General features: G+C 39.5%; 22 protein-coding genes and 4 tRNA genes. 14 read left to right on the forward strand and 12 right to left on the reverse strand.

Annotation, left to right across the window (positions count from 1 at the left end):
- Positions 1 to 141 precede the first annotated feature (141 nt).
- The 6 genes from AC04Q1_RS19345 to AC04Q1_RS19370 all read right to left on the reverse strand — a co-directional run bounded on the left by AC04Q1_RS19345 (position 142) and on the right by AC04Q1_RS19370 (position 3,386).
- Positions 142 to 1,041, reverse strand: coding sequence for a hypothetical protein (locus AC04Q1_RS19345; protein ID WP_478366212.1), 900 nt, complete (start codon positions 1,039 to 1,041; stop codon positions 142 to 144).
- Positions 1,042 to 1,976: 935 nt separating this feature from the next.
- Positions 1,977 to 2,060, reverse strand: a tRNA-Leu gene (locus tag AC04Q1_RS19350).
- Between the two features lie 72 nt (positions 2,061 to 2,132).
- Positions 2,133 to 2,205: transfer RNA gene (locus tag AC04Q1_RS19355), tRNA-Gly, on the reverse strand.
- Between the two features lie 373 nt (positions 2,206 to 2,578).
- Positions 2,579 to 2,662 (reverse strand) — tRNA-Leu (locus AC04Q1_RS19360).
- Positions 2,663 to 2,733: 71 nt separating this feature from the next.
- A tRNA-Gly gene (locus AC04Q1_RS19365) sits at positions 2,734 to 2,806 on the reverse strand.
- A 91-nt stretch (positions 2,807 to 2,897) separates the two neighbouring features.
- Complete coding sequence (locus tag AC04Q1_RS19370) at positions 2,898 to 3,386, reverse strand: regulatory protein RecX (RefSeq protein ID WP_478366213.1); 489 nt, start codon at positions 3,384 to 3,386, stop codon at positions 2,898 to 2,900.
- A 61-nt stretch (positions 3,387 to 3,447) separates the two neighbouring features.
- Between AC04Q1_RS19370 and AC04Q1_RS19375 the strand changes: the two genes are divergently transcribed.
- The 3 genes from AC04Q1_RS19375 to arsC all read left to right on the forward strand — a co-directional run bounded on the left by AC04Q1_RS19375 (position 3,448) and on the right by arsC (position 6,951).
- Positions 3,448 to 5,907 carry a bifunctional UDP-N-acetylmuramoyl-tripeptide:D-alanyl-D-alanine ligase/alanine racemase gene (locus AC04Q1_RS19375; protein ID WP_478366214.1) on the forward strand — a complete coding sequence of 820 codons (2,460 nt, stop codon included), beginning with the start codon at positions 3,448 to 3,450 and terminating at the stop codon, positions 5,905 to 5,907.
- 99 nt (positions 5,908 to 6,006) lie between these two features.
- The gene (locus AC04Q1_RS19380; protein WP_478366215.1) at positions 6,007 to 6,597 is read left to right on the forward strand and encodes a DUF502 domain-containing protein; all 591 of its coding nucleotides are present in this window, start codon (positions 6,007 to 6,009) and stop codon (positions 6,595 to 6,597) included.
- A 9-nt stretch (positions 6,598 to 6,606) separates the two neighbouring features.
- On the forward strand, positions 6,607 to 6,951 hold the full coding sequence (gene arsC, locus AC04Q1_RS19385; RefSeq protein WP_478366216.1) for an arsenate reductase (glutaredoxin): 345 nt from the start codon (positions 6,607 to 6,609) through the stop codon (positions 6,949 to 6,951).
- Between the two features lie 301 nt (positions 6,952 to 7,252).
- On the opposite strand, the gene AC04Q1_RS19390 is transcribed toward arsC, so the two are convergent.
- The 4 genes from AC04Q1_RS19390 to AC04Q1_RS19405 all read right to left on the reverse strand — a co-directional run bounded on the left by AC04Q1_RS19390 (position 7,253) and on the right by AC04Q1_RS19405 (position 10,663).
- Positions 7,253 to 7,747 carry a hypothetical protein gene (locus tag AC04Q1_RS19390; RefSeq protein WP_478366217.1) on the reverse strand — a complete coding sequence of 165 codons (495 nt, stop codon included), beginning with the start codon at positions 7,745 to 7,747 and terminating at the stop codon, positions 7,253 to 7,255.
- A gap of 24 nt (positions 7,748 to 7,771) precedes the next feature.
- Positions 7,772 to 8,275, reverse strand: a complete 504-nt coding sequence (locus AC04Q1_RS19395; protein WP_478366218.1) for a hypothetical protein — start codon at positions 8,273 to 8,275, stop codon at positions 7,772 to 7,774.
- A 154-nt stretch (positions 8,276 to 8,429) separates the two neighbouring features.
- Complete coding sequence (locus AC04Q1_RS19400) at positions 8,430 to 9,137, reverse strand: LOG family protein (protein ID WP_478366219.1); 708 nt, start codon at positions 9,135 to 9,137, stop codon at positions 8,430 to 8,432.
- Between the two features lie 17 nt (positions 9,138 to 9,154).
- On the reverse strand, positions 9,155 to 10,663 hold the full coding sequence (locus AC04Q1_RS19405; protein WP_478366220.1) for a sodium:solute symporter: 1,509 nt from the start codon (positions 10,661 to 10,663) through the stop codon (positions 9,155 to 9,157).
- A 236-nt stretch (positions 10,664 to 10,899) separates the two neighbouring features.
- On the opposite strand from AC04Q1_RS19405, the gene recR reads away from it, so the two are divergent.
- From recR to AC04Q1_RS19425, 4 genes are all read left to right on the forward strand, one after another.
- Positions 10,900 to 11,517 carry a recombination mediator RecR gene (gene recR, locus AC04Q1_RS19410; RefSeq protein ID WP_478366221.1) on the forward strand — a complete coding sequence of 206 codons (618 nt, stop codon included), beginning with the start codon at positions 10,900 to 10,902 and terminating at the stop codon, positions 11,515 to 11,517.
- Complete coding sequence (locus AC04Q1_RS19415; protein WP_478366222.1) at positions 11,517 to 12,254, forward strand: PI-PLC domain-containing protein; 738 nt, start codon at positions 11,517 to 11,519, stop codon at positions 12,252 to 12,254. The genes recR and AC04Q1_RS19415 overlap by 1 nt, the downstream gene beginning before the upstream one ends.
- A gap of 103 nt (positions 12,255 to 12,357) precedes the next feature.
- Positions 12,358 to 13,176: an SDR family oxidoreductase gene (locus tag AC04Q1_RS19420; RefSeq protein WP_478366223.1), complete on the forward strand. Its 819-nt coding sequence runs from the start codon at positions 12,358 to 12,360 to the stop codon at positions 13,174 to 13,176.
- A 131-nt stretch (positions 13,177 to 13,307) separates the two neighbouring features.
- The gene (locus AC04Q1_RS19425; RefSeq protein ID WP_478366224.1) at positions 13,308 to 14,147 is read left to right on the forward strand and encodes an alpha/beta hydrolase; all 840 of its coding nucleotides are present in this window, start codon (positions 13,308 to 13,310) and stop codon (positions 14,145 to 14,147) included.
- A gap of 220 nt (positions 14,148 to 14,367) precedes the next feature.
- Here AC04Q1_RS19425 and AC04Q1_RS19430 read toward each other — a convergent pair whose 3' ends face one another.
- The gene (locus AC04Q1_RS19430; protein WP_478366225.1) at positions 14,368 to 15,309 is read right to left on the reverse strand and encodes an ion channel; all 942 of its coding nucleotides are present in this window, start codon (positions 15,307 to 15,309) and stop codon (positions 14,368 to 14,370) included.
- 281 nt (positions 15,310 to 15,590) lie between these two features.
- On the opposite strand from AC04Q1_RS19430, the gene trpD reads away from it, so the two are divergent.
- From trpD to AC04Q1_RS19455, 5 genes are all read left to right on the forward strand, one after another.
- Positions 15,591 to 16,580, forward strand: a complete 990-nt coding sequence (gene trpD, locus AC04Q1_RS19435) for an anthranilate phosphoribosyltransferase (RefSeq protein ID WP_478366226.1) — start codon at positions 15,591 to 15,593, stop codon at positions 16,578 to 16,580.
- Positions 16,574 to 17,203: a phosphoribosylanthranilate isomerase gene (locus tag AC04Q1_RS19440; RefSeq protein ID WP_478366227.1), complete on the forward strand. Its 630-nt coding sequence runs from the start codon at positions 16,574 to 16,576 to the stop codon at positions 17,201 to 17,203. The genes trpD and AC04Q1_RS19440 overlap by 7 nt, the downstream gene beginning before the upstream one ends.
- Before the next feature lie 49 nt (positions 17,204 to 17,252).
- Positions 17,253 to 18,434, forward strand: a complete 1,182-nt coding sequence (gene trpB, locus AC04Q1_RS19445) for a tryptophan synthase subunit beta (RefSeq protein WP_478366228.1) — start codon at positions 17,253 to 17,255, stop codon at positions 18,432 to 18,434.
- 172 nt (positions 18,435 to 18,606) lie between these two features.
- Positions 18,607 to 19,374: a tryptophan synthase subunit alpha gene (gene trpA / locus AC04Q1_RS19450; protein ID WP_478366229.1), complete on the forward strand. Its 768-nt coding sequence runs from the start codon at positions 18,607 to 18,609 to the stop codon at positions 19,372 to 19,374.
- A gap of 821 nt (positions 19,375 to 20,195) precedes the next feature.
- On the forward strand, positions 20,196 to 20,837 hold the full coding sequence (locus tag AC04Q1_RS19455) for an NAD(P)-dependent oxidoreductase (protein WP_478366230.1): 642 nt from the start codon (positions 20,196 to 20,198) through the stop codon (positions 20,835 to 20,837).
- Positions 20,838 to 20,979: 142 nt separating this feature from the next.
- On the opposite strand, the gene AC04Q1_RS19460 is transcribed toward AC04Q1_RS19455, so the two are convergent.
- Positions 20,980 to 21,417 carry an N-acetyltransferase family protein gene (locus tag AC04Q1_RS19460; protein WP_478366231.1) on the reverse strand — a complete coding sequence of 146 codons (438 nt, stop codon included), beginning with the start codon at positions 21,415 to 21,417 and terminating at the stop codon, positions 20,980 to 20,982.
- A gap of 180 nt (positions 21,418 to 21,597) precedes the next feature.
- On the opposite strand from AC04Q1_RS19460, the gene AC04Q1_RS19465 reads away from it, so the two are divergent.
- Both AC04Q1_RS19465 and AC04Q1_RS19470 read left to right on the forward strand, forming a co-directional pair.
- Positions 21,598 to 22,203 (forward strand): TetR/AcrR family transcriptional regulator, encoded by a 606-nt coding sequence (locus AC04Q1_RS19465; protein WP_478366232.1) that lies wholly within the window; start codon positions 21,598 to 21,600, stop codon positions 22,201 to 22,203.
- A gap of 71 nt (positions 22,204 to 22,274) precedes the next feature.
- Positions 22,275 to 23,477, forward strand: coding sequence for an efflux RND transporter periplasmic adaptor subunit (locus AC04Q1_RS19470; protein ID WP_478366233.1), 1,203 nt, complete (start codon positions 22,275 to 22,277; stop codon positions 23,475 to 23,477).
- Positions 23,478 to 23,481: the final 4 nt, after the last annotated feature.

The raw sequence follows: 23,481 nt of genomic DNA on the forward strand, positions 1-23,481 counted from the left end.
TTAATTTTCTGTCGTTTGCCCTAACTAATCATTGTAGCCCAATGGGCTGGTAGTCATTAAATGAGTGAATGTACAAGGTAGCATGATAGCGTTGATAAATTTCATGAGGTTGGAATCAGGTCTCATTTAATCAATGGGATTTTACTGATTTATTGGGTTAGGCTTAGAAGGTTTTGATTTCCGTAAATAATTTGCAAACACAAAAATTACAAATCCAAAAAGCCAGGTGGAAAATAGCACGATAAAGAAAATCTCTCTGATGGATGAGTGAAAGTATCCAGGCCGATAAAACAATCGGTTTAAGATGTTGATTTTCTCAATTAATGCATTTCGATCGAAGTTGTTCCTGATCTCGTTTAGCTGTTCCTGGTTTTTATCCCGAAAATGAAAAACATCCTGGGTTAGGGCCGATGGATTAATAGAAGATTCTATGTTGTATTTTTTCAATAGGGTATCCAGCTTTTTAAAAGAGTGTAGTAAAGAATCTTTGTTTAATTTATAAAGTAGCTTATATCGTTCTATAGCATTTTGTCGCTGTTGTTTTGCTACAGTTTGATCGTTAACCGGACTGATCAACAACTTGTTTTCGAGAAAAATGCAAATGTCATCATCATATTGCGGGTTGACTTCAGATCCTTTAAATATAATTTCAGTGCTGTCCTTTCTGGTCGTTTTTAGTATGAGCCTTTTCTGTAACTCTTTCTGATCAAAGCCCAGCAGTTCATAAGCAGAGTTGGTTGCACTTTTTAACTTTTCATAGGCTGAGGTAGGCATTTTTAAGGTGTCAATGCTGTAATATGTAGATTGCAAACTAAAGAGTTCCTTATTGGTCAGATCGTAAAAAACAGTATCCTTTACCTCAATTACCGGATAGGGTTTTGGATATAGGATATTGGTCACATTGAATAATGTTTCTGAAGAGTAGGAGCCGTAAGGATATAAAAAGGGATTTAAAACATTTAACAACGTTTTATCAGCGTTGAAATTTTTCTCGGATAGTTCCTGCTTAAGTTTAGCGTTCAACCCGAAACTATAACTCATAAAGAAGCTTAATGATAAGAAGACTATTGGAAGCAGGATTGCTCCAATTTTAAGTAGATTTTGAGTATTGTATTGTTGTCTGGAATGATTGCGTATCAGTAAAATAAGAACCGTCAGTAAAAATATGCCGGTTACAAAGAAGTGAGAAATAGATACGTCATCGTAAAATTTGAATCGGTAAAACTCTGTGTAGATATTTATTTTTTTTAGACCTGTAAACTTAAAATAACCATATATAAAGTAAGCTAAGTGTATTAACGTAAGTACAAGGACAGATTTTAAGAGAAACTTTTTTAGATTATGGTTCATATTGCGTAATGCAGGCTATAGTGGCTAATGTTTTTCGGTTTGATAAGATGATGGAGCTTTGCCTAAACTTGATTTGAAACATCACCCCGCTGTCTTTTTGATCGCTGTTGTTATGGCCTCGCTTTTTCTTTCGCTATGGTAAAGTTGTCCAATTAAATTTTAATTTATGCTAAAATAGTTTTTTTATTTGTTAACGATTGGCTTGGTCATGCTTTTGTCTATGTTGATTAATGTTAATTTCTATTCCAAATTGTCAAACAGTCAACTTTTATTTTGCTACATATCTTCAATAGTCAAAAAACCGAAAACATATTTATCCTCAGTAACCACCTGGTGAGGATACTGATAGGGTAGAGTTAATTCCAGCTGAAAATTGTAAGTCTTGAATTATCGGATGAGTAATTGTGAACGCAACAATATTAAGGTTAAGGGCATTTACGGTAGTGTTTTTTAACTAAAAATAAAAACAAATAGCGCAAAACTTGGGGACTTAGAATATTAAAAACGTAGCTGTATGTTAATGGTTGGATTTTAGTCAAAAAATAATTTAAGGTCATCTTTTAATGATTACCCCGTAACAGAAAAAGCTTCCATTTCTGAAAGCTTTTCGTTCGATTTTTTTGGAGTACTCGGGGCGGGAATCGAACCCGCACGCCTTTGAAAGCACAGGATTTTAAGTCCTGCGTGTCTACCAGTTCCACCACCCGAGCATTAGCCGCTACCGATCTCCATCGGTTTGGTTAACTTTTAACATAAATGCCTTCTGGTAGGAAGGCATTTAGAGCGAAAGACGAGATTCGAACTCGCGACCCCGACCTTGGCAAGGTCGTGCTCTACCAACTGAGCTACTTTCGCAAATTAATACATGTGCTGTACTCCTTTGGGGTTGCAAATATAGGAATTAAAGTTTCCGAATCAAAAAAAATAAATAAAATTTTAAGATATTTTGTTAAGGCTTAAAAATAAGGAATTTAGTTTTAACGACGATTAGTTATCGGATTATTTGTCATCTTAATCGGGTTAGCCGTTTTTCAAGATCTTTGGCCGGATGAAAATAGTTGTTAAAAAGAATGATTTATAAAAGCATGTCTTGCCAATACCACTTTATTCATACCGGGAGGTACTTATGTAGCGGATTCTATTTTGACTTAAATTATCTTTTGGTGATTGTTATATAACAAAAAACCCTTTCATTTCTGAGAGGGTTTTTTATTCGATTTTTTTGAAGTACTCGGGGCGGGAATCGAACCCGCACGCCTTTGAAAGCACAGGATTTTAAGTCCTGCGTGTCTACCAGTTCCACCACCCGAGCATTAGCCGCTACCGATCTCCATCGGTTTGGTTAACTTTAAAATAAATGCCTTCTGGTAGGAAGGCATTTAGAGCGAAAGACGAGATTCGAACTCGCGACCCCGACCTTGGCAAGGTCGTGCTCTACCAACTGAGCTACTTTCGCATTTACAAAACTGCTGTTGTTTCGTTTTGGTGATGCAAATATAGACAGATTTATATTTTTGTCTAAAGATTTCTTGTTAAAAATTTAATATTTAATTTAAATTGCTGGCTTTCAGTACAAGTAAAATTAAATCAGTTTCAAAACCTTTTGCCTGGAGATAGCTCATTAGCTTATTTTTTCTTTTAAACGGGTCATTTTCGCTTAAACTTTCCGCTTTTTTTGTCGCTAATTTTTCTATGGTCTTTAAATAATCATCATCATCGATGCTATAGATTGCCTTTTGCAAAATTTTATCGGGCACACCTTTTAATTTCAAACCCTGTTTAATCTTCACACGGCCCCAGTGTTTAATGTTGAATTTACCCGATGCATATGTTTTGGCAAACCGCTCTTCGTTTAAAAAATTGTTCAAAATCAGTTCACTTATAATTTCTTCCAGTTCATCGCCGCGCATGCCCCATTCTACCAGTTTATAGCGGACTTCCTTTTGCGAGCGTTCCTGATAAACGCAAAAACTTTCAGCTTTCGCCAAAGCCTGTTTTTTATCCAATAATACTGTCTCTTGTTTACCGCTTTTCATAATTAATTACTGAAATTCGTAAAAATAAAAGCGATTACCGTATTTTTCTGAAGATAATAGCATGCAAAACCCGATATATACCCTAACCAAAATTGCCGAAATTTTAAATGCCAATACCAAATTAGCTGATGGAGAGGTGATTATTCAATACCTGGTGATTGATAGCCGTTCGATTCTGGTGCCGGAAAATTCTATGTTTTTTGCCTTGTCTTCGCACCGCGATGGACATGAATTTATAAAAGATGCCTACGCAAAAGATATCAGGAATTTCGTGATTACCGAAGCGAGATACGTAAATGAATATCCCGATTGTAATTTTTTACTGGTAAAAGATGCATTGGCCGCCTTACAGCAGCTCACTATTTATCACCGCAATCAATTTGACTTAAAAACCATCGGTATCACCGGAAGCAATGGAAAAACAATTGTTAAAGAGTGGTTGTACCAACTGCTGGCTGCCGATTTTAATATTGTTAAAAGTCCGAAAAGTTACAATTCGCAGATTGGCGTACCGCTTTCAGTATGGCAGATCGGGGCCGATCACAGCCTGGGAATTTTCGAAGCCGGTATTTCAGCTGTTAATGAGATGCAAAGTCTGGCCGAAATTATCCGACCTGAAATCGGGATCCTGACCAATATAGGTGAAGCACATGCTGAGGGATTTAGTTCCAAAAAAGAGAAGTTAACGGAGAAATTAAAGCTTTTTGCAAATGCTGAATTATTTATTTATTCACCAGAATATGTTACTGAAGTAAATTTTAAAGATTTGCCGGGTAAAAAACAGTTTAGCTGGAGCAGTAAACAGCCTGCTGATTTACAGGTTGTTGCTGTAGAGCCCATTGAAGGAAATTGTTATTTAAGGGCTATTTATCAAAACAGGGAAATTGAATGTATTTTGCCTTTTAAAGATAAAGCCTCAATTGAAAATGGCATGATCTGCTGGGCAACTTTACTGGCTTTAGGTTATACGCCCGAGCAGGCAGATTTGCGTTTGGAAAAGTTAAGCCATGTAAGCATGCGTCTGGAACTGAAAAATGGCATCAACCAATGTTCCATTATTGACGATTCTTACAGTGCCGACATTTCTTCGCTGGCCATCGCCCTCGATTTTTTAAACCAGCAGAACCAGCACGCAAAAAAAACCGTCATTCTATCCGAATTATTTGAAACCGGGAGAGATGACCTGGATTTATATACAGAAATCGCTGAATTGCTTTTGCAGAAGAAAGTAAACCGGTTGATCGGAATCGGAACACATATTTCGCGGTTTGCCGATCTTTTTGAGTTCGAAACCCAGTTCTTTGAAGATACCAATGCTTTTATCGAAGCTTTCCCCGGTTTGCAGTTTAACCATGAAACCATATTGGTAAAAGGAGCAAGACGTTTTGAATTCGGCAGGATCAGTAAACTGCTCACCCAAAAAATACATGATACAGTTTTAGAAATCGACCTGAACGCCATGGTTGGTAATCTCCAGTTTTACCGTTCTAAAATCAAGCCGGGTGTTAAAATTATGGCTATGGTAAAGGCTTTTTCGTACGGGAGCGGGAGTTTTGAAATTGCCAACTTACTACAGTTCCATAAGGTGGATTATCTGGCGGTGGCTTATGCCGATGAAGGTATTGCCTTGCGAAAGGCCGGAATTACCTTGCCTGTTATGGTGATGAGTCCTGAGGAATCTGCTTTTGAAGCCATTATTAAACACCGTCTCGAACCCGAAATCTATAGTATAGAAATCCTGAACAGTTTTTTAAATGCACTTTCTGATTATGATTTCGATTATCCCATTCATATTAAAATTGATAGCGGCATGCATCGTTTGGGTTTTGATCAGCCAGAAATCAATGCATTGTCTGAAATTTTAAAGGATTCAGCAAGGGTAAAGGTTCAGAGCATTTTTTCGCATTTGGTGGCAAGCGATGCCGCAGAACATGATGGATTTACGCAACAGCAGATCGGGAAATTTAAAATGATTGCCGATCAGTTGGTCAATGTTTTGGGTTACAGTCCCTTGCTCCATATTTCCAATACTTCCGGTATTTCGCGTTGGCCCGAAGCACAGATGGATATGGTGCGTTTAGGCATCGGTTTATATGGTTTTGATGCTGCTTTGGCCAATAATCGGGGTTTGCAAACGGTAATGGTGCTCAAAACAACCGTTACGCAGGTAAAAACCTTACAGCCGGGTGAAACGGTAGGTTATAGCAGAAAAGGCGTAATGCCAAATGGCGGACAGATAGCGACCGTGAAAATCGGGTATGCCGATGGCTACACACGATATTTTGGCAACGGTGTTGGAAAAATGCTCATCAATGGGTATTTGGTGCCGGTAATCGGTTCTATCTGCATGGACATGACGATGTTGGATGTGACCGGGATGGACGTAAAACCCGGCGATGAAGCCATCGTTTTTAACAAGGAGCATAGTATTATGCAACTGGCGAAAGATATCAATACCATACCCTATGAAATTCTGACCAATATTTCTCAAAGGGTAAAAAGGATTTATTTCTATGAGTAATTCATTTGTTCAATGGTTGTACAAATGAACCAATGACTAATGAACTCGTGAACGCTCTGCAAAATGAGCTAATGACTAAAAAAATGTTATTTTTGCACCATGAATAAAGTCGGGAAAGCTATTTTAAACTATTTGATTAAAGGTTTACTAATTGTTGTGCCCATTGCTGTGAGTATTTTTATTGTGGTTTGGGCAGTTACAACGGTTGATAGCTGGTTAAATGTAAACAATATTCTAGGCGTAAATCCTCGAACAGGAGAAAGCCGGAATATCCCTGGTTTAGGTTTACTTACCGTTTTAACCATCATTTTACTTGCTGGTATCTTTGTAACCAATTTGGTCACCGAACCGATGTACAATTGGTTTCAGCGGATTATGCAGCGGTTGCCATTGCTTAATTTTATCTATTCGTCTATAAAAGATTTAACTGAAGCATTTGTTGGCGACGAAAAGAAGTTTAACCATCCAGTATTGGTAGAAGTGGAAGGCGGGTTAAAAAAGATTGGATTTTTGACCCAGAACGATTTGCACAAACTTAATCTTCCCGATGAAGTAGCCGTATATTTTCCACTTTCTTACTCTTTTGCCGGTCAGCTTTGTATTGTAAGCAGAGATAAGGTAACTGATTTGCACATGACTGCGGCCGATGCCATGAAACTGGTAGTAAGCGGTGGCGTTAGCGGGCTTTAAACATTCCTGATGATTACGATTTACCATAATAACAGATGTACCAAAAGCCGCTGTGCTTTAGAGGAGCTTGAGAAAAGCGGAAAGGATTTTGAAGTGGTTTATTATCTCGAAACTCCACCCAATAGAGGTGAACTTACAGCAATCATTCAAAAACTGGGCATTACCCCATTGCAGTTGGTGCGTAAAGGCGAAAAGGTTTTTGCCGAAAATTATAAAGGTAAAACCTTAACCGATGAGGAATGGATTGATGCCATGATTGCACATCCGATTTTGATCGAAAGACCGATTGTCATTTCAGGAGAACGGGCTGTAATTGCCAGACCAACAGAAAAGATAAAAGAGATTTTAGGCTAAATCCGAAGTCTGAAAGGATAAGGTCAGCGCGAGACTTCGGAGTTTCTCTAGAAATACGTCACCCTGATTCGATAGCTATCGGATTTATTTCAGGGTCTTTATTGCAGGATGGATGCTGAAATGAATTCATCATGACGATTGCGTTTTGAAAAAGCCTCTTCTCGTCATAGCGTCTCGCTACGATAAAAAAATAGTTCTATAATGTAAGATGAATGTTTTCTTGTGTCCTGGCGAGGCGCTAAGACCAGATTAATAGATTGTCGTGGCAGATTCTTCGCTTTACTCAGAATGAGGAAAAAGTTTAAAAAATATTTTTGAAACTGAGCATGATGATTATAACAATGATAAACCCAAAAAGAATCCTTGAGTAGTATTCCCTTATAAACAGACCGCACAATACCAGCATATCATCATCTACATTCGTGTGGATCAATCCATTACCAGTAGAAGCATTGTATAAAATCTGTTTATCCTGATGGTTATTTAACGACCAGCGACTCAACCAGCTGTTCTGGTAACTCCAATCGAAAGTTTCTCCGGAAGAAAAAACAATTCTGGCTTTAAAACCTAACCAATCGTAAGTAATTACCGCTAAAACGGTGTTTGTATTATCTACAATTTTAGTTTCGGGTTTGGAAAACCCTTCGCTTTTTAACAGGTAAATTCCTGACTGCGTTGTGGCTATTGCAGAATTCTTCCATGAGCTAAAATTCATCGAAAATCTCAGCAAACCATTATTTATGACCTGATAATTGCTATCAAATAAACCTTTTCTCCAGCTTAATACCTGTTCCATCTCACAAAAGGATTTAATTTTTAATTAATGATGACGAAGCGTTGATGTTGTAATAATCGGGATGATGCATACAATTAATAAAAGTGCCCGTTTGTTATATATCTGTTTAATAAATAAACCTGCTAAAATTAATAATTCATTGTCGGTATCAGAGGAGATCGCACCACTGTTGTTGCCCGAATGATACATGATGTGCTCATCATTATAATTGCTCACTGTCCACTGCGATTTCCATATGCCGCTTGATTTCCATTCGTAATGTTTCCCAGATTTTAAACTGATTACTGCTTTTGATTTCCAACTGTCGTAAGTAATCATGGCAACCACTTCATTCGTTTTTCGGTCGATTACCTTCGTGCTGGATTGCCAAAATCCCTCATTTACAAATTGATAGTTTTTATCTTCGAATATGCTTTCTGCATTGCTTTTCCACATTCCAAAAGTAATTGCTCCTTTTTGAAGGCCATCTACAAAGAGTTGAAAGTTTCCGCTAAGCCAATCGCTTTTCCAGTTGATCAATTTCGACATTTTAATTGCGTTTTATTTTAGATGGTAGTTCCTTTCAGATGTTACATAAAAAAAGTGCTTATTGTTTGTAAGCACTTTTACAATTGGCAATTACCAGTTTGCAATTTACAACCTGTTTAAACAATTAACCAATTAACCCTTACTAATGAACCATCTAGAAATTCGGTTTAAGTACATATTTATCGTAAAAGCGGAAAATATGTTCTGCGGCTTCTTCTGCAGTATCTACCAATCTGAATAGGTTTAGATCTTCTTCGTGGATATTGTGTTCTTTTTGCAACATTGTTCCTTTAATCCAATCAATTAATCCACCCCAATAATCAACACCAAGCAGTACGATTGGGAAACGGGCAATTTTACCGGTTTGGATTAAGGTTAAAGCCTCGAAAAGCTCGTCCATGGTGCCAAAACCACCTGGTAAAACCACAAAACCCTGACTGTATTTCATGAACATCACCTTGCGTACAAAGAAATAATCAAACTCCAGTAATTTATTATGATCGATATATTTATTGTGGAACTGTTCAAATGGCAACTCAATATTTAAACCTACCGATTTACCACCATTGGTATGTGCGCCTTTGTTACCGGCTTCCATAATACCCGGACCGCCACCTGTGATGACACCATAACCACGATCGGTTAATAATTTGCCGCACTGCTCTGCCAATTGGTAGTATCTGTGCGTTTGAGGCGTACGGGCCGATCCGTAAATGGTAACACATGGGCCAATTTTAGCCAGCTTTTCAAAGCCGTCTACAAATTCGGCCATGATTTTAAAAATTTGCCAGGAATCTGTTACTTTTATTTCCTGCCAGTCTTTGTTTTCGAAAGCGCTTCTAATTTTTTCTTCACTCGTCATATACTGTTATTCTATTATTAAAATCTGGTCTGTGCATCAGTTTTTTTACTGATGAACAATAAACCTATAAATGTGATCAAACCGTTAATCAAAATCAGTTCGACGCTAAAAACGTAACCACCCAATAAAGTGGTTGAGTACGTGGAAAGCAAGTAACATAAAAAAGGCGATAATAAGCAAACTATCGGTACTAATTTATCGTGCAGACCCCGTTTTTTTACAAATAATCCAAAACTATACAAACCTAAAAGCGGTCCATAGGTATAAGAGGCAATGGTAAAAATCAAACTGACTACCGATGAACTGTTAAATGCATTAATCACAATAATCACTAAAAACATCAAAATGGAGAATGCCACGTGTACCGTATGACGCTTTTTTACGGCGTCTTTGGCGTTTACATTTTCTGCTTTGGCCATGCCTAAAAAGTCGACACAGAATGACGTGGTTAACGCGGTAAGTGCCGAATCCGTAGTGGCAAAGGTTGCTGCCGTTAGGCCCAGCATAAATATAATTGCGGGTATGGCCCCCAGATTGTTTAAGGCAATTTCAGGGAATAATAAATCTGTCCTTGGTTTACCTGTAATGTGATCTAATGGAATATCGATGCCGTTTTTAGCGGCAAAAATATATAATAAAGCACCCACACTCAAGAAGAAAACATTCAAAATCACAAATACGCCTGTAAAAGTGAACATGTTTTTTTGTGCTTCTTTAATGGTGCCCATACTCAGGTTTTTCTGCATCAGATCCTGATCTAAGCCCGTCATGGCGATGGTAACGAAAATCCCCCCGATAAACTGTTTACTGAAATAGAATTTATTGGTGAGGAAATCATTTAAAAAGAATATTTTCGAATAACTGCTGTTTTTTACGGTCTCAAATGCCTCTGGAATATTAAAATGGAGACTGCTACAAATAAAATAGATAGTTAAGAAAACCGAAAGCACCAGGAAAAAGGTCTGCAGCGTATCGGTTATGATGATGGTTTTTAATCCCCCTTTAAAAGTGTACGACCAGATCAGGGCCAGTGAAATTAAAACCGTTAACCAGAACGGGATACCATAATTATCGAAAATAAAGCGCTGTAAGACAATTACAACCAGATACAGTCTTGTGGCCGAGCCCAGTGTGCGGCTTAATAAAAAAATTGATGCGGCTGTTTTATAGCTATAATGGCCTAACCTTTTTTCAATGTAACTATAAATGGATGTTAGATTCATCCGGTAATATAGTGGCAGCAAAACCGTGGCGATAATGATAAAACCAACTGCATTGCCCAAAACAAACTGAAAATATTGAAACTGGTTTCTGCTTGGTGCACCAACCTCTCCGGGTACCGATATAAAAGTAACGCCCGAAAGTGCAGTTCCGATCATTCCAAAAGCAACGAGGTACCATTTAGAATTCCGGTTGGCAATAAAGAAAGTCGAATTATCGGATGAGTTTTTTGAAGTGACAAAGGAAATAATAATCAGCAGTAAAAAATAACCGATCAGGAAACATAAGAGAATGGTTGGGGACATAGTTTTGTGTTAAGCTGATAAATGTAAAGAAAAGTATCAAATCAAGCAATATTCTTGAGTCGGAAGTCCGGAGTTGAAGCGCCGAATGAACCAGTATTAGTTTGCAGTTGACAATTGCCAGCTACCAGTGCACAAATCAACCTATTTCTTTACTCATGAACCAATGAATCAATGACCAATGAACGATTGAACTAATGACTATTGAACTAACAAAGCATTTTACCTATTTTTGCATTATGAATTTTTCATCCAAACTGCTCGAAGATGCGGTAAACGAATTCTCGAAACTTCCCGGTGTAGGGCAAAAAACAGCTTTACGTTTGGTATTACATCTTTTAAACAAGGAGCAGGAGGAAGTAAACCAGTTTGGAAACACTTTTATCAAGCTTAAACAACAGATTAAACACTGTACTACCTGCCATAACATTTCTGATTATACGGTATGCGAAATCTGTACATCAATCAAACGTGATAGAGAAACCATTTGTGTAGTGGAAGATACCCGTGATGTAATGGCCATTGAAAATACAGGACAATATTTTGGGGTTTACCATGTTTTGGGCGGATTAATTTCCCCGATGGATGGGGTTGGGCCTTCCGATCTTTTTATCGAGGGTTTAGTGGCCAGAATGACGGCAGGGGGGATTAAAGAAGTCATTTTAGCATTGAGCCCGAATATGGAGGGCGATACTACGCTTTTCTATCTCTACAAAAGGCTAAAGGAATTTAACGTTCCGGTAACCACCATTGCCCGGGGTATTGCTTTTGGTGGCGAGCTCGAATATACCGACGAAATTACCCTTGGCCGTTCAATTGTAACCCGTGTGCCGTACGAAACCGCAATGATGAAATAATGGCAAAACATTTATCAGTTCTCTTCCTATTGATTTTAGCTGCTTTGTTTGTTAAAGCACAGGTAAAAATCCACTCTCACAACGATTATACGCATCAAAAACCTTTTTACGATGCGGTCAAAAATAAAACCTTCTCTATTGAAGCCGATATTTTTCTGGTTGGCGATTCGTTGATTGTGGCACATAGTAAAGAAGAAATTAAAGCGGGTAATACTTTAGATAAAATCTATCTGAAACCTATTCTGGAATTGTCTAAAACCGAAGATTTTTATAGCTTTCAGTTAATGATCGATTTTAAAGAGAGTTGGGATTTAACCTATCCGGTTTTGCTGAAAACATTAAAACCTGATGAAAAATTATTTTCAAAGGGAGGTAAGGTAAGTATTGTGATCAGTGGAAACCGGCCGCCACATAGCACTTTTCATCTTTATCCTGAAATGATCAGGTTTGATGGTTTGCCAGGCGTAAATTATGCTTCTGAAGATTTAAAAAAGGTAACTATGATCAGTGATAACTTTGCCACCTATTCCAAATGGAAAGGGGTAGGTGAAGTTTCTGCAGTTGACAACGCAAAATTAACAGAGCTGATCAATAATGCACATAAAATTGGTAAGCCTTTTCGTTTTTGGGGTGCGCCAGACAATCAGGCTTGCTGGAAATTACTCCACGAGCTGGGTGCAGATATTATTAATACTGATAAGGTGACCGAAGCCACAAACTACTTTAAAACAAACTAAAAGCGGTCTCGAATATTGATACTTGATACTCAGATCTTGCTACTCATATCTTGATACTCACTACTCAAGTCTCAATACTCACTACCCAAATCTTGCTACTATAATGAATCTAAAAGAAAAAGTAATCATCATCACCGGAGCCTCGAGCGGAATCGGAAAAGCCTGTGCCGAAGAATTTGCAAAACGTGGCGCCAATCTGGTTTTAGCTGCCCGTCAATATGTAACCCTTTGCGAAATCACCGCCGATCTGGAAAAAAAATATGGCATCAGGGCTGTAGCGGTTCAGGCTGATGTAAGTAAAGAAGCAGACTGCGAACTGATTATTAAACAGGCTTTGGTATCCTTTCAAAGGATTGATGTTTTGGTGAATAATGCCGGATTATCAATGCGTGCCCTGTTTAACGACCTGGATTTAGCCGTACTTAAAAACCTGATGGATGTTAACTTTTGGGGGACGGTATATTGTACCAAATATGCCTTGCCTGAGATTTTGAAAACCAAAGGAACCGTTGTGGGTATATCATCAATTGCGGGTTACCGTGGTTTACCAGGCCGGACAGGTTATTCAGCCTCTAAATTTGCGATGAACGGTTTTATGGAATCTTTACGTACCGAACTGCTAAAAACCGGTGTGAACGTGCTGGTAGCCTGTCCTGGTTTTACCGCTTCAAATATTAGGGTAACCGCCTTATCGAAAGATGGTGCTGCACACGGCGAAACAAGTATGGATGAAGGCAAAATGATGACATCGGAAGAAGTGGCAAGTATCATCGCTGACGGTATCGAAAAACGTAAACGCACCTTAATCATGACCGGACAAGGGAAATTAGCAGTATGGATGAATAAACTATTCCCCGCTTTCGTAGATAAAAAGGTTTTTGATCTGTTTGCCAAAGAGAAAAATCCTCTGATTAAGGGTTAGCGTATGGAGGTTAGGGTTTAGCGTTTGTAATGAATCATATCTCGATACTTGATACTCGCATCTTGATACTCCTCAAAAAATCCATCCCTACAACATTTTCGTTTATTTAGGATTAGAGAATAAATCTTTTTATGTACAAATCCCTTGTTTTATTAATGCTCTTGTTCCAAACGATACTTTCTTCAGCGCAGGTTAAAAAAGTGAAAAACATCAATTATGCGGGCAATGCTGATGAGGCCAATACGCTGAATATTTTTTACAAAAATGATAGTATCAAAGATAAACCTGTTCTGATATTTATTCATGGAGGTTCCTGGAGCAGCGGAAAAAAAGAAACGTATTGGTGGCTGGGCAGAAACTTCGCGCGAAAAGGCGTTGTTACGGTCATTATCAATTATCGTTTGGCACCAAATGTTCAGTACGAAAAAATGGGCGATGATTGTGCCCTGGCCGTAAAATGGGTGCAAGCGCATATTGCCGATTATACGGCCAGCGCCGATAAGATTTTTATAATGGGGCATTCGGCTGGGGCACATCTGGGTGAACTGATTAATGCAGACCCTAAATATTTTAAAAAAGCAGGCATTAAAAACCCGATTAATGGGCTAATCCTCAACGATCCTTTCGGCCTGGATATGCAGGAATATTTAACCACGGCCGAAAAGGACCATTTTTATTTCGATTTCATCAGAACATTTACCGATCAGCCTCCCATTTGGAAAGTGGCTTCGCCATTGGATTACGTCAATAACATTAAAAATCCCCACCTGCTTTTTTACGGAAGCAAAACTTATGGTGCCATTAAATTGCAAACACCCAGGTTATACGAAAAGCTTAAGGCGAACAATGTTCTGGTAGAAATAAAAGAAATTAAAGGCAAAAGCCACGTACCAATGATCAGTCAGATGATTTTTGGTGGGAATGATCTGTATAAGGATATCGTGGGGTTTATACAAAAGGCATCATTATAAGTTGTCAACTTTAATAGTACGGTGGAAAGAAAGTTGACAACTTTGGAGAACATGCAATTAAGGCGATATTATTTTACTGCACAGGCCCAGGTTTACCAAACCCGACAGCAGCGGGCATCCCGATTCCTTCAATCGGGATAAAGCGAATGGCGGGACTATCGCGACCGGTTAACACTGAAACCTGCTTTCCAAAAAATAAAGAACCTTTAAAAGACGAAACCTACACCGTCCTTGTCACCTTATCCAGTTTACTATAATCCATCACCATTTTACCCTCCTCGTTATGGTAATACATTTTATCAAACTTGGCGTCCATTTCTATTTCTTCATCCTGATAACTCGTTCTGGTATGGATCGTTTGCGAAAAGGTATCATCGAAAGCTTTTAACATCACAAAAATTTCGACCTCCGCCTGTTGCAGCTCACTTAATGATTTCTCATAAAACGGACTATCTTCGGTAATGGCATGCACCAGTGTCCAGTTTAAAGATAAGATACCAATTTTATCGCGTTCTAAAGTCAGTGGATAAAACCTGCGTATATGTTTGCCATCCACGGTTTCGTTGTACGACATCACCATCTGCACCTCCACTTCGATGAGTTGATTACGGCGGAGGTTAACCAAGCGGCACATCAAACCATGACCTTTTTCGTAAGGCGCAATCACCATTTTCTTGCTGAAACTTACCTTGGAGGTTGGCCTGCTGAAACGGCCGTATAATAAACCCGTAGCCAATGCAAAAGCGAGTAAACCCAACATACTTTCGAAAGCGGCCAGTACGCTGGTAACAAAACCCTGTGGCGAAATATGTCCGTAACCTACAGTAGAAATGGTTTGTGCAGAAAAAAAGAAGGCATCAAAAAACTGATCACGAAGGGTTACGCCTTTGGCACCGTCTAAATTTTCTATCCCTATAATATTGTATAAAACGGCAAAAATGGTATTTACCACCAGGTAAGCGAGGAGGATAACAAAGAAAAACCTGGTCCAGCTCATGGTTACCAGTCGTGTATAAGTATCGTCGAACTTAAACCAGGGCAGGCCGGTACGTTCGATATTTGCGGAACCATCAGGGTTGAGCATACGCTGATTTTTGGTTACCGGATTGGACCCGAAACCGAAATCATCATTAAACTGTACTTTTCTTTTGAAGAAAGACATATATTTTTAGAAAGATTTTGGAATATTAAAAAACTATGTCAATATTTGCTTTATACAAACATGATAATTAAAAACTTAAATAACAATTGGTGGTGGCATAACGAAATTCGTTAGGCAAATTCTATTGTTATATATTTTAAAATATTTTAAACACAACGAAGAGGATTGCCCAAAAAGCAATCCTTTTTTTATGCGCCACGGTTCGTGTCGCCACGAACCGGAATAGAAATAAATACAACTGGTTTGTGGAAACACAAACCATGGCAGATTGAGCAATAAACATGAAAAAAATATTAAACCATTTATTCGAGAACAAGAGTTTTAGCAGGGAAGAAGCGAGGAATATTCTCATCTCCATTTCGGAAGGAGCCTTTAATTCCTCACAGATTGCCGCCTTTATTACCGCTTACGCCATGCGCAACATCACCGTGCAGGAATTACAGGGCTTTCGCGATGCCATGCTTGATATGTGTGTAAAAGTAAACCTGTCGGGATACGAACTGATCGATCTTTGTGGTACCGGAGGTGATGGTAAAGACACTTTTAATATTTCTACCTTATCGTCGTTTGTGGTGGCAGGAGCAGGGCATCAAGTAGCCAAACATGGTAATTATGGTGTTTCTTCGGGCTGTGGCTCTTCTAACGTAATGGAGTATTTAGGTTATACCTTTACCAATAATGAGGATACGTTAAGGCGTAATTTAGATGCTGCAGGGATCTGTTTTTTACATGCACCCTTGTTTAATCCGGCGATGAAAATTGTAGCGCCGATCCGTAAGGAACTGGGCGTGAAAACTTTTTTCAATATGCTTGGGCCAATGGTTAACCCCGGACAACCCAAGTATCAGATGGTAGGGGTATTTAGTTTAGAACTGGCCCGCTTGTATGCCTATTTATACCAGGATACCGATAAAAGTTATACCATTGTTCACGCATTGGAGGGTTATGACGAGGTTTCATTAACCTGTGATGTAAAAACCTTTTCGAACAAGGGTGAACAGATTTTAACGCTTCAGGATATGGGTTTTGATAAGGTGGATGCCAAGGCTATTAAAGGTGGTGATACGGTAGAATCATCTGCCAAAATATTTATGGATGTATTAAAGGGCGAAGCTACAGATGTACAGAACAATGTGGTGCTATGCAATTCGGCATTGGCGATTAAAACCATAAAACCGAACCAATCTTTTGCCGATTGTTTTTATGAAGCGGAAGAATCGTTAATGAGTAAAAAAGCCCTGAACAGTTTCAAAAACCTATTGGCATGTTAAAGTTAAAAGTGTGTGGAATGCGTTTGGCGGCCAATATTGCTGCGGTTGCCGAGCTGCAACCTGACTATATGGGTTTTATTTTTTATGAAAAAACGCCAAGGGTAATCAGCGAGGTTTCTGCCGAATTGATTAAGTACATTCCTTCAGAAATAAAAACCGTAGGGGTTTTCGTCAATGAAGACTTAGAAAAAGTAAAGGAGAGGGTAAACTTATTAAAGCTTAAGGCTGTTCAGTTACATGGCAGTGAATCTCCTGAGTATTGTGCAGGATTAAAATCAACTTTCCCCGCTTTGGAAGTGATCAAAGCTTTTGGGATAGATGAAGATTTCGATTTTTCAGCTTTAGAATCTTATTTAGATGTGGCTGATTACTTTTTATTCGATACCAAAACGAAAATACATGGGGGATCGGGGAAAACATTCAATTGGTCTGTTTTAGACCGGTATACTTACACCAAACCTTACTTTTTAAGCGGTGGAATTGATTTAGAACATGCCACGGCCTTAAAAAACATACACGATGAGCGATTATATGCCCTGGATATCAATAGCCGGTTTGAAATTGAGCCGGGCTTGAAAGACGCAGAGATGATTAAAGAATTTATTAAGGAAATGAATAAATAGATTGTTATTCATAACCCCTGGTTTCAACCAAGGGAAAAAGAAAAGAAACATGAAATACAAAGTAAACGAAAAAGGATATTATGGAGATTTTGGTGGCGCGTACATCCCCGAAATGCTTTATCCGAACGTAGAAGAATTGCGACAGAACTATTTAAAGATTATTGATGATGCCGGTTTTCAAAAGGAATTTCATCAGTTATTGAAGGATTATGTTGGCCGCCCTTCGCCTTTATATCTTGCCAAAAGATATTCGGAAAGATATGGTGCCAATATATTTCTAAAAAGGGAAGATTTAAACCATACCGGTGCACATAAGATCAACAATACTATCGGACAGATTTTATTGGCCGAAAAACTGGGCAAAAAAAGGATTATTGCCGAAACAGGCGCTGGTCAGCATGGTGTAGCCACGGCAACGGTATGTGCTTTGCGTAACCTCGAATGTGTAATTTACATGGGTGAGGTGGATATTGAGCGCCAGGCACCGAATGTGGCCCGTATGAAAATGCTGGGTGCAAAGGTGGTTCCGGCGAGCTCAGGTAGCAAAACCTTAAAGGATGCCACCAATGAAGCCATGCGCGACTGGATCAATAATCCGGTAGATACGCATTACATTATCGGTTCGGTGGTTGGTCCACACCCTTACCCGGATATGGTGGCGATTTTCCAATCGATTATTTCTGAGGAAACCAAAAAACAGCTGTTAGAGCAGACCGGAAGCGATCAGCCTGATTATGTTCTGGCCTGTGTAGGTGGTGGAAGTAACGCCATGGGCATGTTCTATCATTTTATGGATGATGAAAATGTGAAACTGATCGCAGTTGAAGCAGCCGGGAAAGGGGTGTCGAGCGGATTTTCTGCGGCAACGACTTATCTTGGTAAAGAAGGCGTGTTACATGGTAGCAGAAGTATTTTAATGCAAACACCAGATGGACAGGTGGTAGAACCGCATTCGGTTTCAGCCGGATTGGATTACCCGGGTATTGGTCCGCAACATGCACATTTGTTTAAAACGGGCCGCGGACATTATGTTTCGATCACTGATGAAGAAAGTTTAGATGCAGGTTTGCTTTGTACACAACTGGAAGGGATTATCCCGGCCATTGAAAGTGCACACGCCCTGGCTTACCTGGAAAAAATGGAATTTAAAGGTGGCGAAAACGTAGTGGTTTGCCTTTCAGGCCGTGGCGACAAAGATCTGGATACTTATATTAAATATTTTAACTTATAGATTTGAGACGATAGATATGAGATTTGAGACAATAGATATGGGGTAATAGATATGAGATTTGAGACCAAAGGATTCCTTGCCAGGTACTTAAGTCTCCTATCTCAAATCTCACGTCTCAAGTCGCAAATCTCTAATCTCATGTCTCCAATCTCACTTCTCACATCTCAAAAACATGAACCGAATCAAACAACTCTTCCAGGAGAAGAAAAATATATTATCAATTTATTATACTGCTGGTTATCCAAACACTGGCGACACCTTACAAATTGCCGATGCACTGGAGAAATCGGGTGCGGATATGCTCGAAATTGGTTTCCCTTATTCGGATCCTGTTGCCGATGGACCGGTAATTCAGGCGAGCAGTAAACAATCGCTCGATCAGGGCATGACGCTGAAATTGCTTTTCGAACAGTTGAAAGACCTGCGCAAGACCGTGACCATTCCCGTTTTGTTAATGGGTTATGTAAACCCTGTTTTGCAGTTTGGGGTAGAGAAATTCTGTGAAGCCTGTGCCGAAGTAGGCGTAGACGGCTGTATTGTTCCTGATCTGCCCATGGTAGAATACGAGGAATTTTATAAAGATTGTTTCGAAAAGCATGACCTGAGCAATGTATTTTTAATTACCCCTCAAACCGCTGAAGAACGTATCCATAAAATTGATGGTTTAACCAATGGATTTATCTATCTGTTATCCTCATCGGCTACTACAGGTAAAAACCTGGAGGTTGGTGATACTACTGAGGCTTATTTCAGCAGGATTAAAAACCTGAACCTGAAGAACCCTACGATGATCGGTTTTGGCATCAGCGATAAACAGACTTTCGATAAGGCGTGTTCCTATGCCAATGGCGCCATTATCGGTACCGCTTTCGTTAAAGCCATTGCCGATGGGGATTTAGAGGAAAGTGTGGGTAATTTCATGAAGAAATTTAAGGATTAGTATTTTATCATTAAGTCATATTTAGTCGGTTCGTCATTGCGAGGAGGAACGACAGCCAGCCCCGACTTTTTGGGGAAGCAATCTTTCATGCTAGTGATTCTGCTAGAGAGATTGCCTGCCTGCAGCAGGCAGGCTTCGTCGGCTGAAAAAGCCTCCTCGCATCTGATAGCTATTGGATGACGATTACTCTTCAAGTTCGTCATTTCGACCGTAATGGAGAAATCCTTTCAACTTAATTACAGAGTTTAAAGATTTCTCCCTATCTGCCTATGCCGTCATTAGAACACATCTTTTTTAATCTGTTTTTTTTGCTCCCATGCCGCAGGGCATCAAACTTTTGAGGCATCAAAAGTATGCAAAAATGCTTTGTCAATCCAGCGAGGTGGCTTCTCGCCGCCTCATGCTCATCAAAAAAACAGCGGCACTTCGTTTTGTGTTCAATCCCTTTTAAAGCTAGAGTTCATGATTATTGAACACAAAACCACTGCGTTTTAGGTTTAGCAGTGCAAATTGTTCTATTATGCACCTGTTTTTTTGATTCTCCTGCCACTTGGGATTGACGACGTTCTTCGGTAGCGTCTGTGGTTTCTGAACGTCAGTTAGCAAAACGCCTAAAGATAGATACTAATGAAAGTTATAACTGGAGTAATTGTACTCCCTCCAATAGCTATAGTCATCGAAATGTTGGAAAATTCCGTAAATTAGTGCCATTAAAATCTCTTTATAACATATTATCCAAACAGAATTCAATTCTGACATTCCCAGATCGCTCTGATCAGAGGGGGTAAACTATTATTTTCTAAAATTTTATAAAGAACATCATGCAAGATTTAAAAATTGCTTTAATCGGCGCTACAGGTAAAGCTGGTGCTTATATACTAAAAGCGCTATTGGCGCAGAATTATCGGGTGAAAGCCCTCATCCGAAACCCAGAAAAACTTCAGGTCCATCATCCTTCGCTGGAAACAGTAACAGGCGACGTTAAAGATGCAGAAACGGTACATTCCTTTATGCAAGGCTGCAATATGGTAATCAGTGCCCTCGGTATGGGCCAACCTGCCAGTGAGAAAACCATCTTTACACAATCAACAGCTCATATTCTAAAAGCAATGGAGGTTTTTGATTTGAAACGCTACATCGTAATCACCGGGATCAACGTGGATACACCTGCTGATGAAAAGGATGCTAAGACCCAATTCGCGACCAAATGGATGTACGATAATTATCCGGTTTCGACAGCAGACAGGCAGAAGGAATATGAACTGCTAACTGCCAGTAATCTCGATTGGACTTTAATCCGTTTGCCCTTGATTATGCAAACTGATGAGCGGACGGCCATCCAGGCGAGCCTGATCAACTGTGAAGGCGATCAGATTAATGCTGCTAATTTAGCGCAGTTTATTATTGAGCAGTTAGGAGAGAAGGCCTTTGTAAAACAGGCGCCTTTTATCTGGAATAGTTAGGCTGGTTTACCATCAGGGCACGAAGAAGCCAGGATAGTATTGGTTTGGTGTACTTTGTGACTTGGTGGTTAGTCTCTTCTCATCTACATCGTCGTTCCTTCTCGCATCCGATAGCTATCGGATGACGATATTTCGTATGGATCTATCTATTCATCCAATCCGCATAACTCATCTCAAATTTCACTTCGCCTTTATTTACCATGCCTACGTTTTTCCAGCCTTGTCTGGTATAAAATGCTGCTGCGCGGGTATTGGGTGCTGTGCCCAGCCAAACCAATTCTTGTGTTTGATCGAAATACCAATCCATCATCAAGCGGTGCAGCTCTTTGCCAATGCCCTGGCCTTCAAATTCAGGGCGAAGAAATAAAGCCCAGATATTATGATCCTTCAGATCGACAATAGCGAAACCCACTAACTTGCCATCCACTTCGCAAACCCAGCCTTTACCACGTTGTGTAATAAATTCTTCACAATCTTTGTCAGTAACCAGTGCCGGATCTGACAAAGTGTTCTCTTTTACGGTATGTCTGACAATTTGCATCGCCGCAATGTCAGTCGTTTTTGCTTCACGGAAAATCATTTTATATTTTTTTTGAGAAAGTTAATTTATTTGAAAAAGCCATTTAAATGCTTTAATCGTTGATTATCAGTTATAAAACTAAGCAATAAAATGTTTATGACAAATGAATGATTGTGAATTCTGGAATTGGTTCTACATTTGCTTAACGGTGTTAGATTATTTACACCTAATATTCCAGTCATGGGAAGTAAAGAAAGAATTCTACGTTTAAAAGATGAAACCAGAACAAAAATTCTGGATGCAGCCTTGAACATTGTTCAAACAGAAGGCTGGCAGGCATTGAGTATGCGTAAAATTGCCGACCAGATTGAATATACTGCACCAATTATTTACGAATACTTTTCTAACAAAGATGGCATCTTACTGGAACTCACCAGAAGAGGTTATTTAATGTTGGCCAAAGATATCCGCGAAGCCAGAGATCAGCACGAATCTCCGGAAGATAAAATGGAAGCCATGTGGATTGCCTACTGGAACTTCGCCTTTACCCATAAAGAATTTTATCAGTTGATGTACGGTGTGGATATGGTTTGTTGTACCGTGAAAAATTCGATGGCCGAAGCCGAAAACGTAGGTAGTATGTTGGGCGACGTTATTGAATCTCTGTTTGAGAAGAAACCGGTTTCTGAAGATGATATCTGCATGAAGTATTACACCTATTGGTCGATCATTCATGGTTTGATTTCCATCAACCTGGTCCGCCCGAACGGAAGAACAACAGACGAGTTAAACCAGCAAATTTTAAAGGATGCCATTAAAGGCATTACGTTATCGATTAACAGTTAATTTTTTTTTACCCGGTAATTTAACACTGTTAGATTATCTACACACTATAATTCCCAATTAAATTTAATTATATGAAATCTCTACACCGCTTGTACCCGCTACTTAACACCGTTAAATGGTTTAATGGTATTAATTTAATGTTAACTATTTCTCTTGCATCTATAATTTTGGTAAGCTGTAAATCATCTCCTGATCAATCGGCTGCCGCACCACCGCCACCTGCATTACCTGTAAGCGCGATTAACTCGGCTACAGAAACCACTTATATCGAATATCCGGCCTCTATTCAGGGTGCTGTTGATATCGATGTCCGTCCGCAGGTAAGTGGTTACTTACAAAGCGTTCTGGTTAACGAAGGTGCTTATGTTAGCGCCGGACAAACCTTATTCAAAATTAACGAAAACCCTTTCCGTGAGGCTTTAAACAATGCTAAAGCAAGCTTACATGCTGCTGAAGCCGCGATTCTAAATGCACAACTGGAAGTGGATAAGTTAACACCACTAGTACAGAACAAAGTTGTTTCCGACTATCAGTTGAAGACTGCTAAAACAGCTTATAAAATTGCCCAGGCCAATGCCGAGCAGGCAAAAGCCAGTGTAGCTTCGGCACAGATCAACTTAGGTTATACCAATGTTAAGGCTACGGTAAGTGGTTACATTGGCCGTATTCCGAAGAAACAGGGAAGTTTAGTATCTCCAACGGATCAGGTTGCGTTAACGCAGTTATCCGATATCCACGAAGTACACGTTTATTTCGCGCTGGCTGAAAACGACTTCAATAACTTTAATGCCAACTACCCGGGTAAAACACCTGCCGACAGGATTAAACATTTACCTGCAGTTGAGCTTTTGTTGGCCGATAACTCTGCTTATCCGATTAAAGGTAAAATCGACATGATCGACGGGCAGTTCGATAAAAACACAGGTGCCATTACCTTAAGGGCCAGTTTCCCTAACGCCAGCGGTATCCTCCGCTCGGGTAATACGGGCAAGATCCGTTTAGGTTTACAGCACGATGATGCCATCCTGGTACCTCAGTCATCTACGGTAGAAATGCAGGATAAAGTATTCGTATTTACCGTAGGCGATAGCAGCAAGGTGAAAAAACAAGCCATTACCATTGTGGGTAAAAGCGGCGAAAATTACCTGGTTAAAGACGGGGTAAAAGTTGGCGACCAGATCGTATTGAGCGGCGTTGACAAATTACAGGAAGGCATGGTAATCGCGCCTCAAAAAGCAGCAGACAAAGTAGCTGTTGCAAAAACAAAAAAATAATAAA

This window comes from Pedobacter humicola (assembly GCF_056490705.1).

Coding starts and splice junctions, on each gene's coding strand:
- AC04Q1_RS19345 (WP_478366212.1), bottom strand. CDS start 1,041: ATGAGTTATAGTTTCGGGTTGAACGCTAAACTTAAGCAGGAACTATCC.
- AC04Q1_RS19370 (WP_478366213.1), bottom strand. CDS start 3,386: ATGAAAAGCGGTAAACAAGAGACAGTATTATTGGATAAAAAACAGGCT.
- AC04Q1_RS19375 (WP_478366214.1), top strand. CDS start 3,448: ATGCAAAACCCGATATATACCCTAACCAAAATTGCCGAAATTTTAAAT.
- AC04Q1_RS19380 (WP_478366215.1), top strand. CDS start 6,007: ATGAATAAAGTCGGGAAAGCTATTTTAAACTATTTGATTAAAGGTTTA.
- arsC (WP_478366216.1), top strand. CDS start 6,607: ATGATTACGATTTACCATAATAACAGATGTACCAAAAGCCGCTGTGCT.
- AC04Q1_RS19390 (WP_478366217.1), bottom strand. CDS start 7,747: ATGGAACAGGTATTAAGCTGGAGAAAAGGTTTATTTGATAGCAATTAT.
- AC04Q1_RS19395 (WP_478366218.1), bottom strand. CDS start 8,275: ATGTCGAAATTGATCAACTGGAAAAGCGATTGGCTTAGCGGAAACTTT.
- AC04Q1_RS19400 (WP_478366219.1), bottom strand. CDS start 9,137: ATGACGAGTGAAGAAAAAATTAGAAGCGCTTTCGAAAACAAAGACTGG.
- AC04Q1_RS19405 (WP_478366220.1), bottom strand. CDS start 10,663: ATGTCCCCAACCATTCTCTTATGTTTCCTGATCGGTTATTTTTTACTG.
- recR (WP_478366221.1), top strand. CDS start 10,900: ATGAATTTTTCATCCAAACTGCTCGAAGATGCGGTAAACGAATTCTCG.
- AC04Q1_RS19415 (WP_478366222.1), top strand. CDS start 11,517: ATGGCAAAACATTTATCAGTTCTCTTCCTATTGATTTTAGCTGCTTTG.
- AC04Q1_RS19420 (WP_478366223.1), top strand. CDS start 12,358: ATGAATCTAAAAGAAAAAGTAATCATCATCACCGGAGCCTCGAGCGGA.
- AC04Q1_RS19425 (WP_478366224.1), top strand. CDS start 13,308: ATGTACAAATCCCTTGTTTTATTAATGCTCTTGTTCCAAACGATACTT.
- AC04Q1_RS19430 (WP_478366225.1), bottom strand. CDS start 15,309: ATGTCTTTCTTCAAAAGAAAAGTACAGTTTAATGATGATTTCGGTTTC.
- trpD (WP_478366226.1), top strand. CDS start 15,591: ATGAAAAAAATATTAAACCATTTATTCGAGAACAAGAGTTTTAGCAGG.
- AC04Q1_RS19440 (WP_478366227.1), top strand. CDS start 16,574: ATGTTAAAGTTAAAAGTGTGTGGAATGCGTTTGGCGGCCAATATTGCT.
- trpB (WP_478366228.1), top strand. CDS start 17,253: ATGAAATACAAAGTAAACGAAAAAGGATATTATGGAGATTTTGGTGGC.
- trpA (WP_478366229.1), top strand. CDS start 18,607: ATGAACCGAATCAAACAACTCTTCCAGGAGAAGAAAAATATATTATCA.
- AC04Q1_RS19455 (WP_478366230.1), top strand. CDS start 20,196: ATGCAAGATTTAAAAATTGCTTTAATCGGCGCTACAGGTAAAGCTGGT.
- AC04Q1_RS19460 (WP_478366231.1), bottom strand. CDS start 21,417: ATGATTTTCCGTGAAGCAAAAACGACTGACATTGCGGCGATGCAAATT.
- AC04Q1_RS19465 (WP_478366232.1), top strand. CDS start 21,598: ATGGGAAGTAAAGAAAGAATTCTACGTTTAAAAGATGAAACCAGAACA.
- AC04Q1_RS19470 (WP_478366233.1), top strand. CDS start 22,275: ATGAAATCTCTACACCGCTTGTACCCGCTACTTAACACCGTTAAATGG.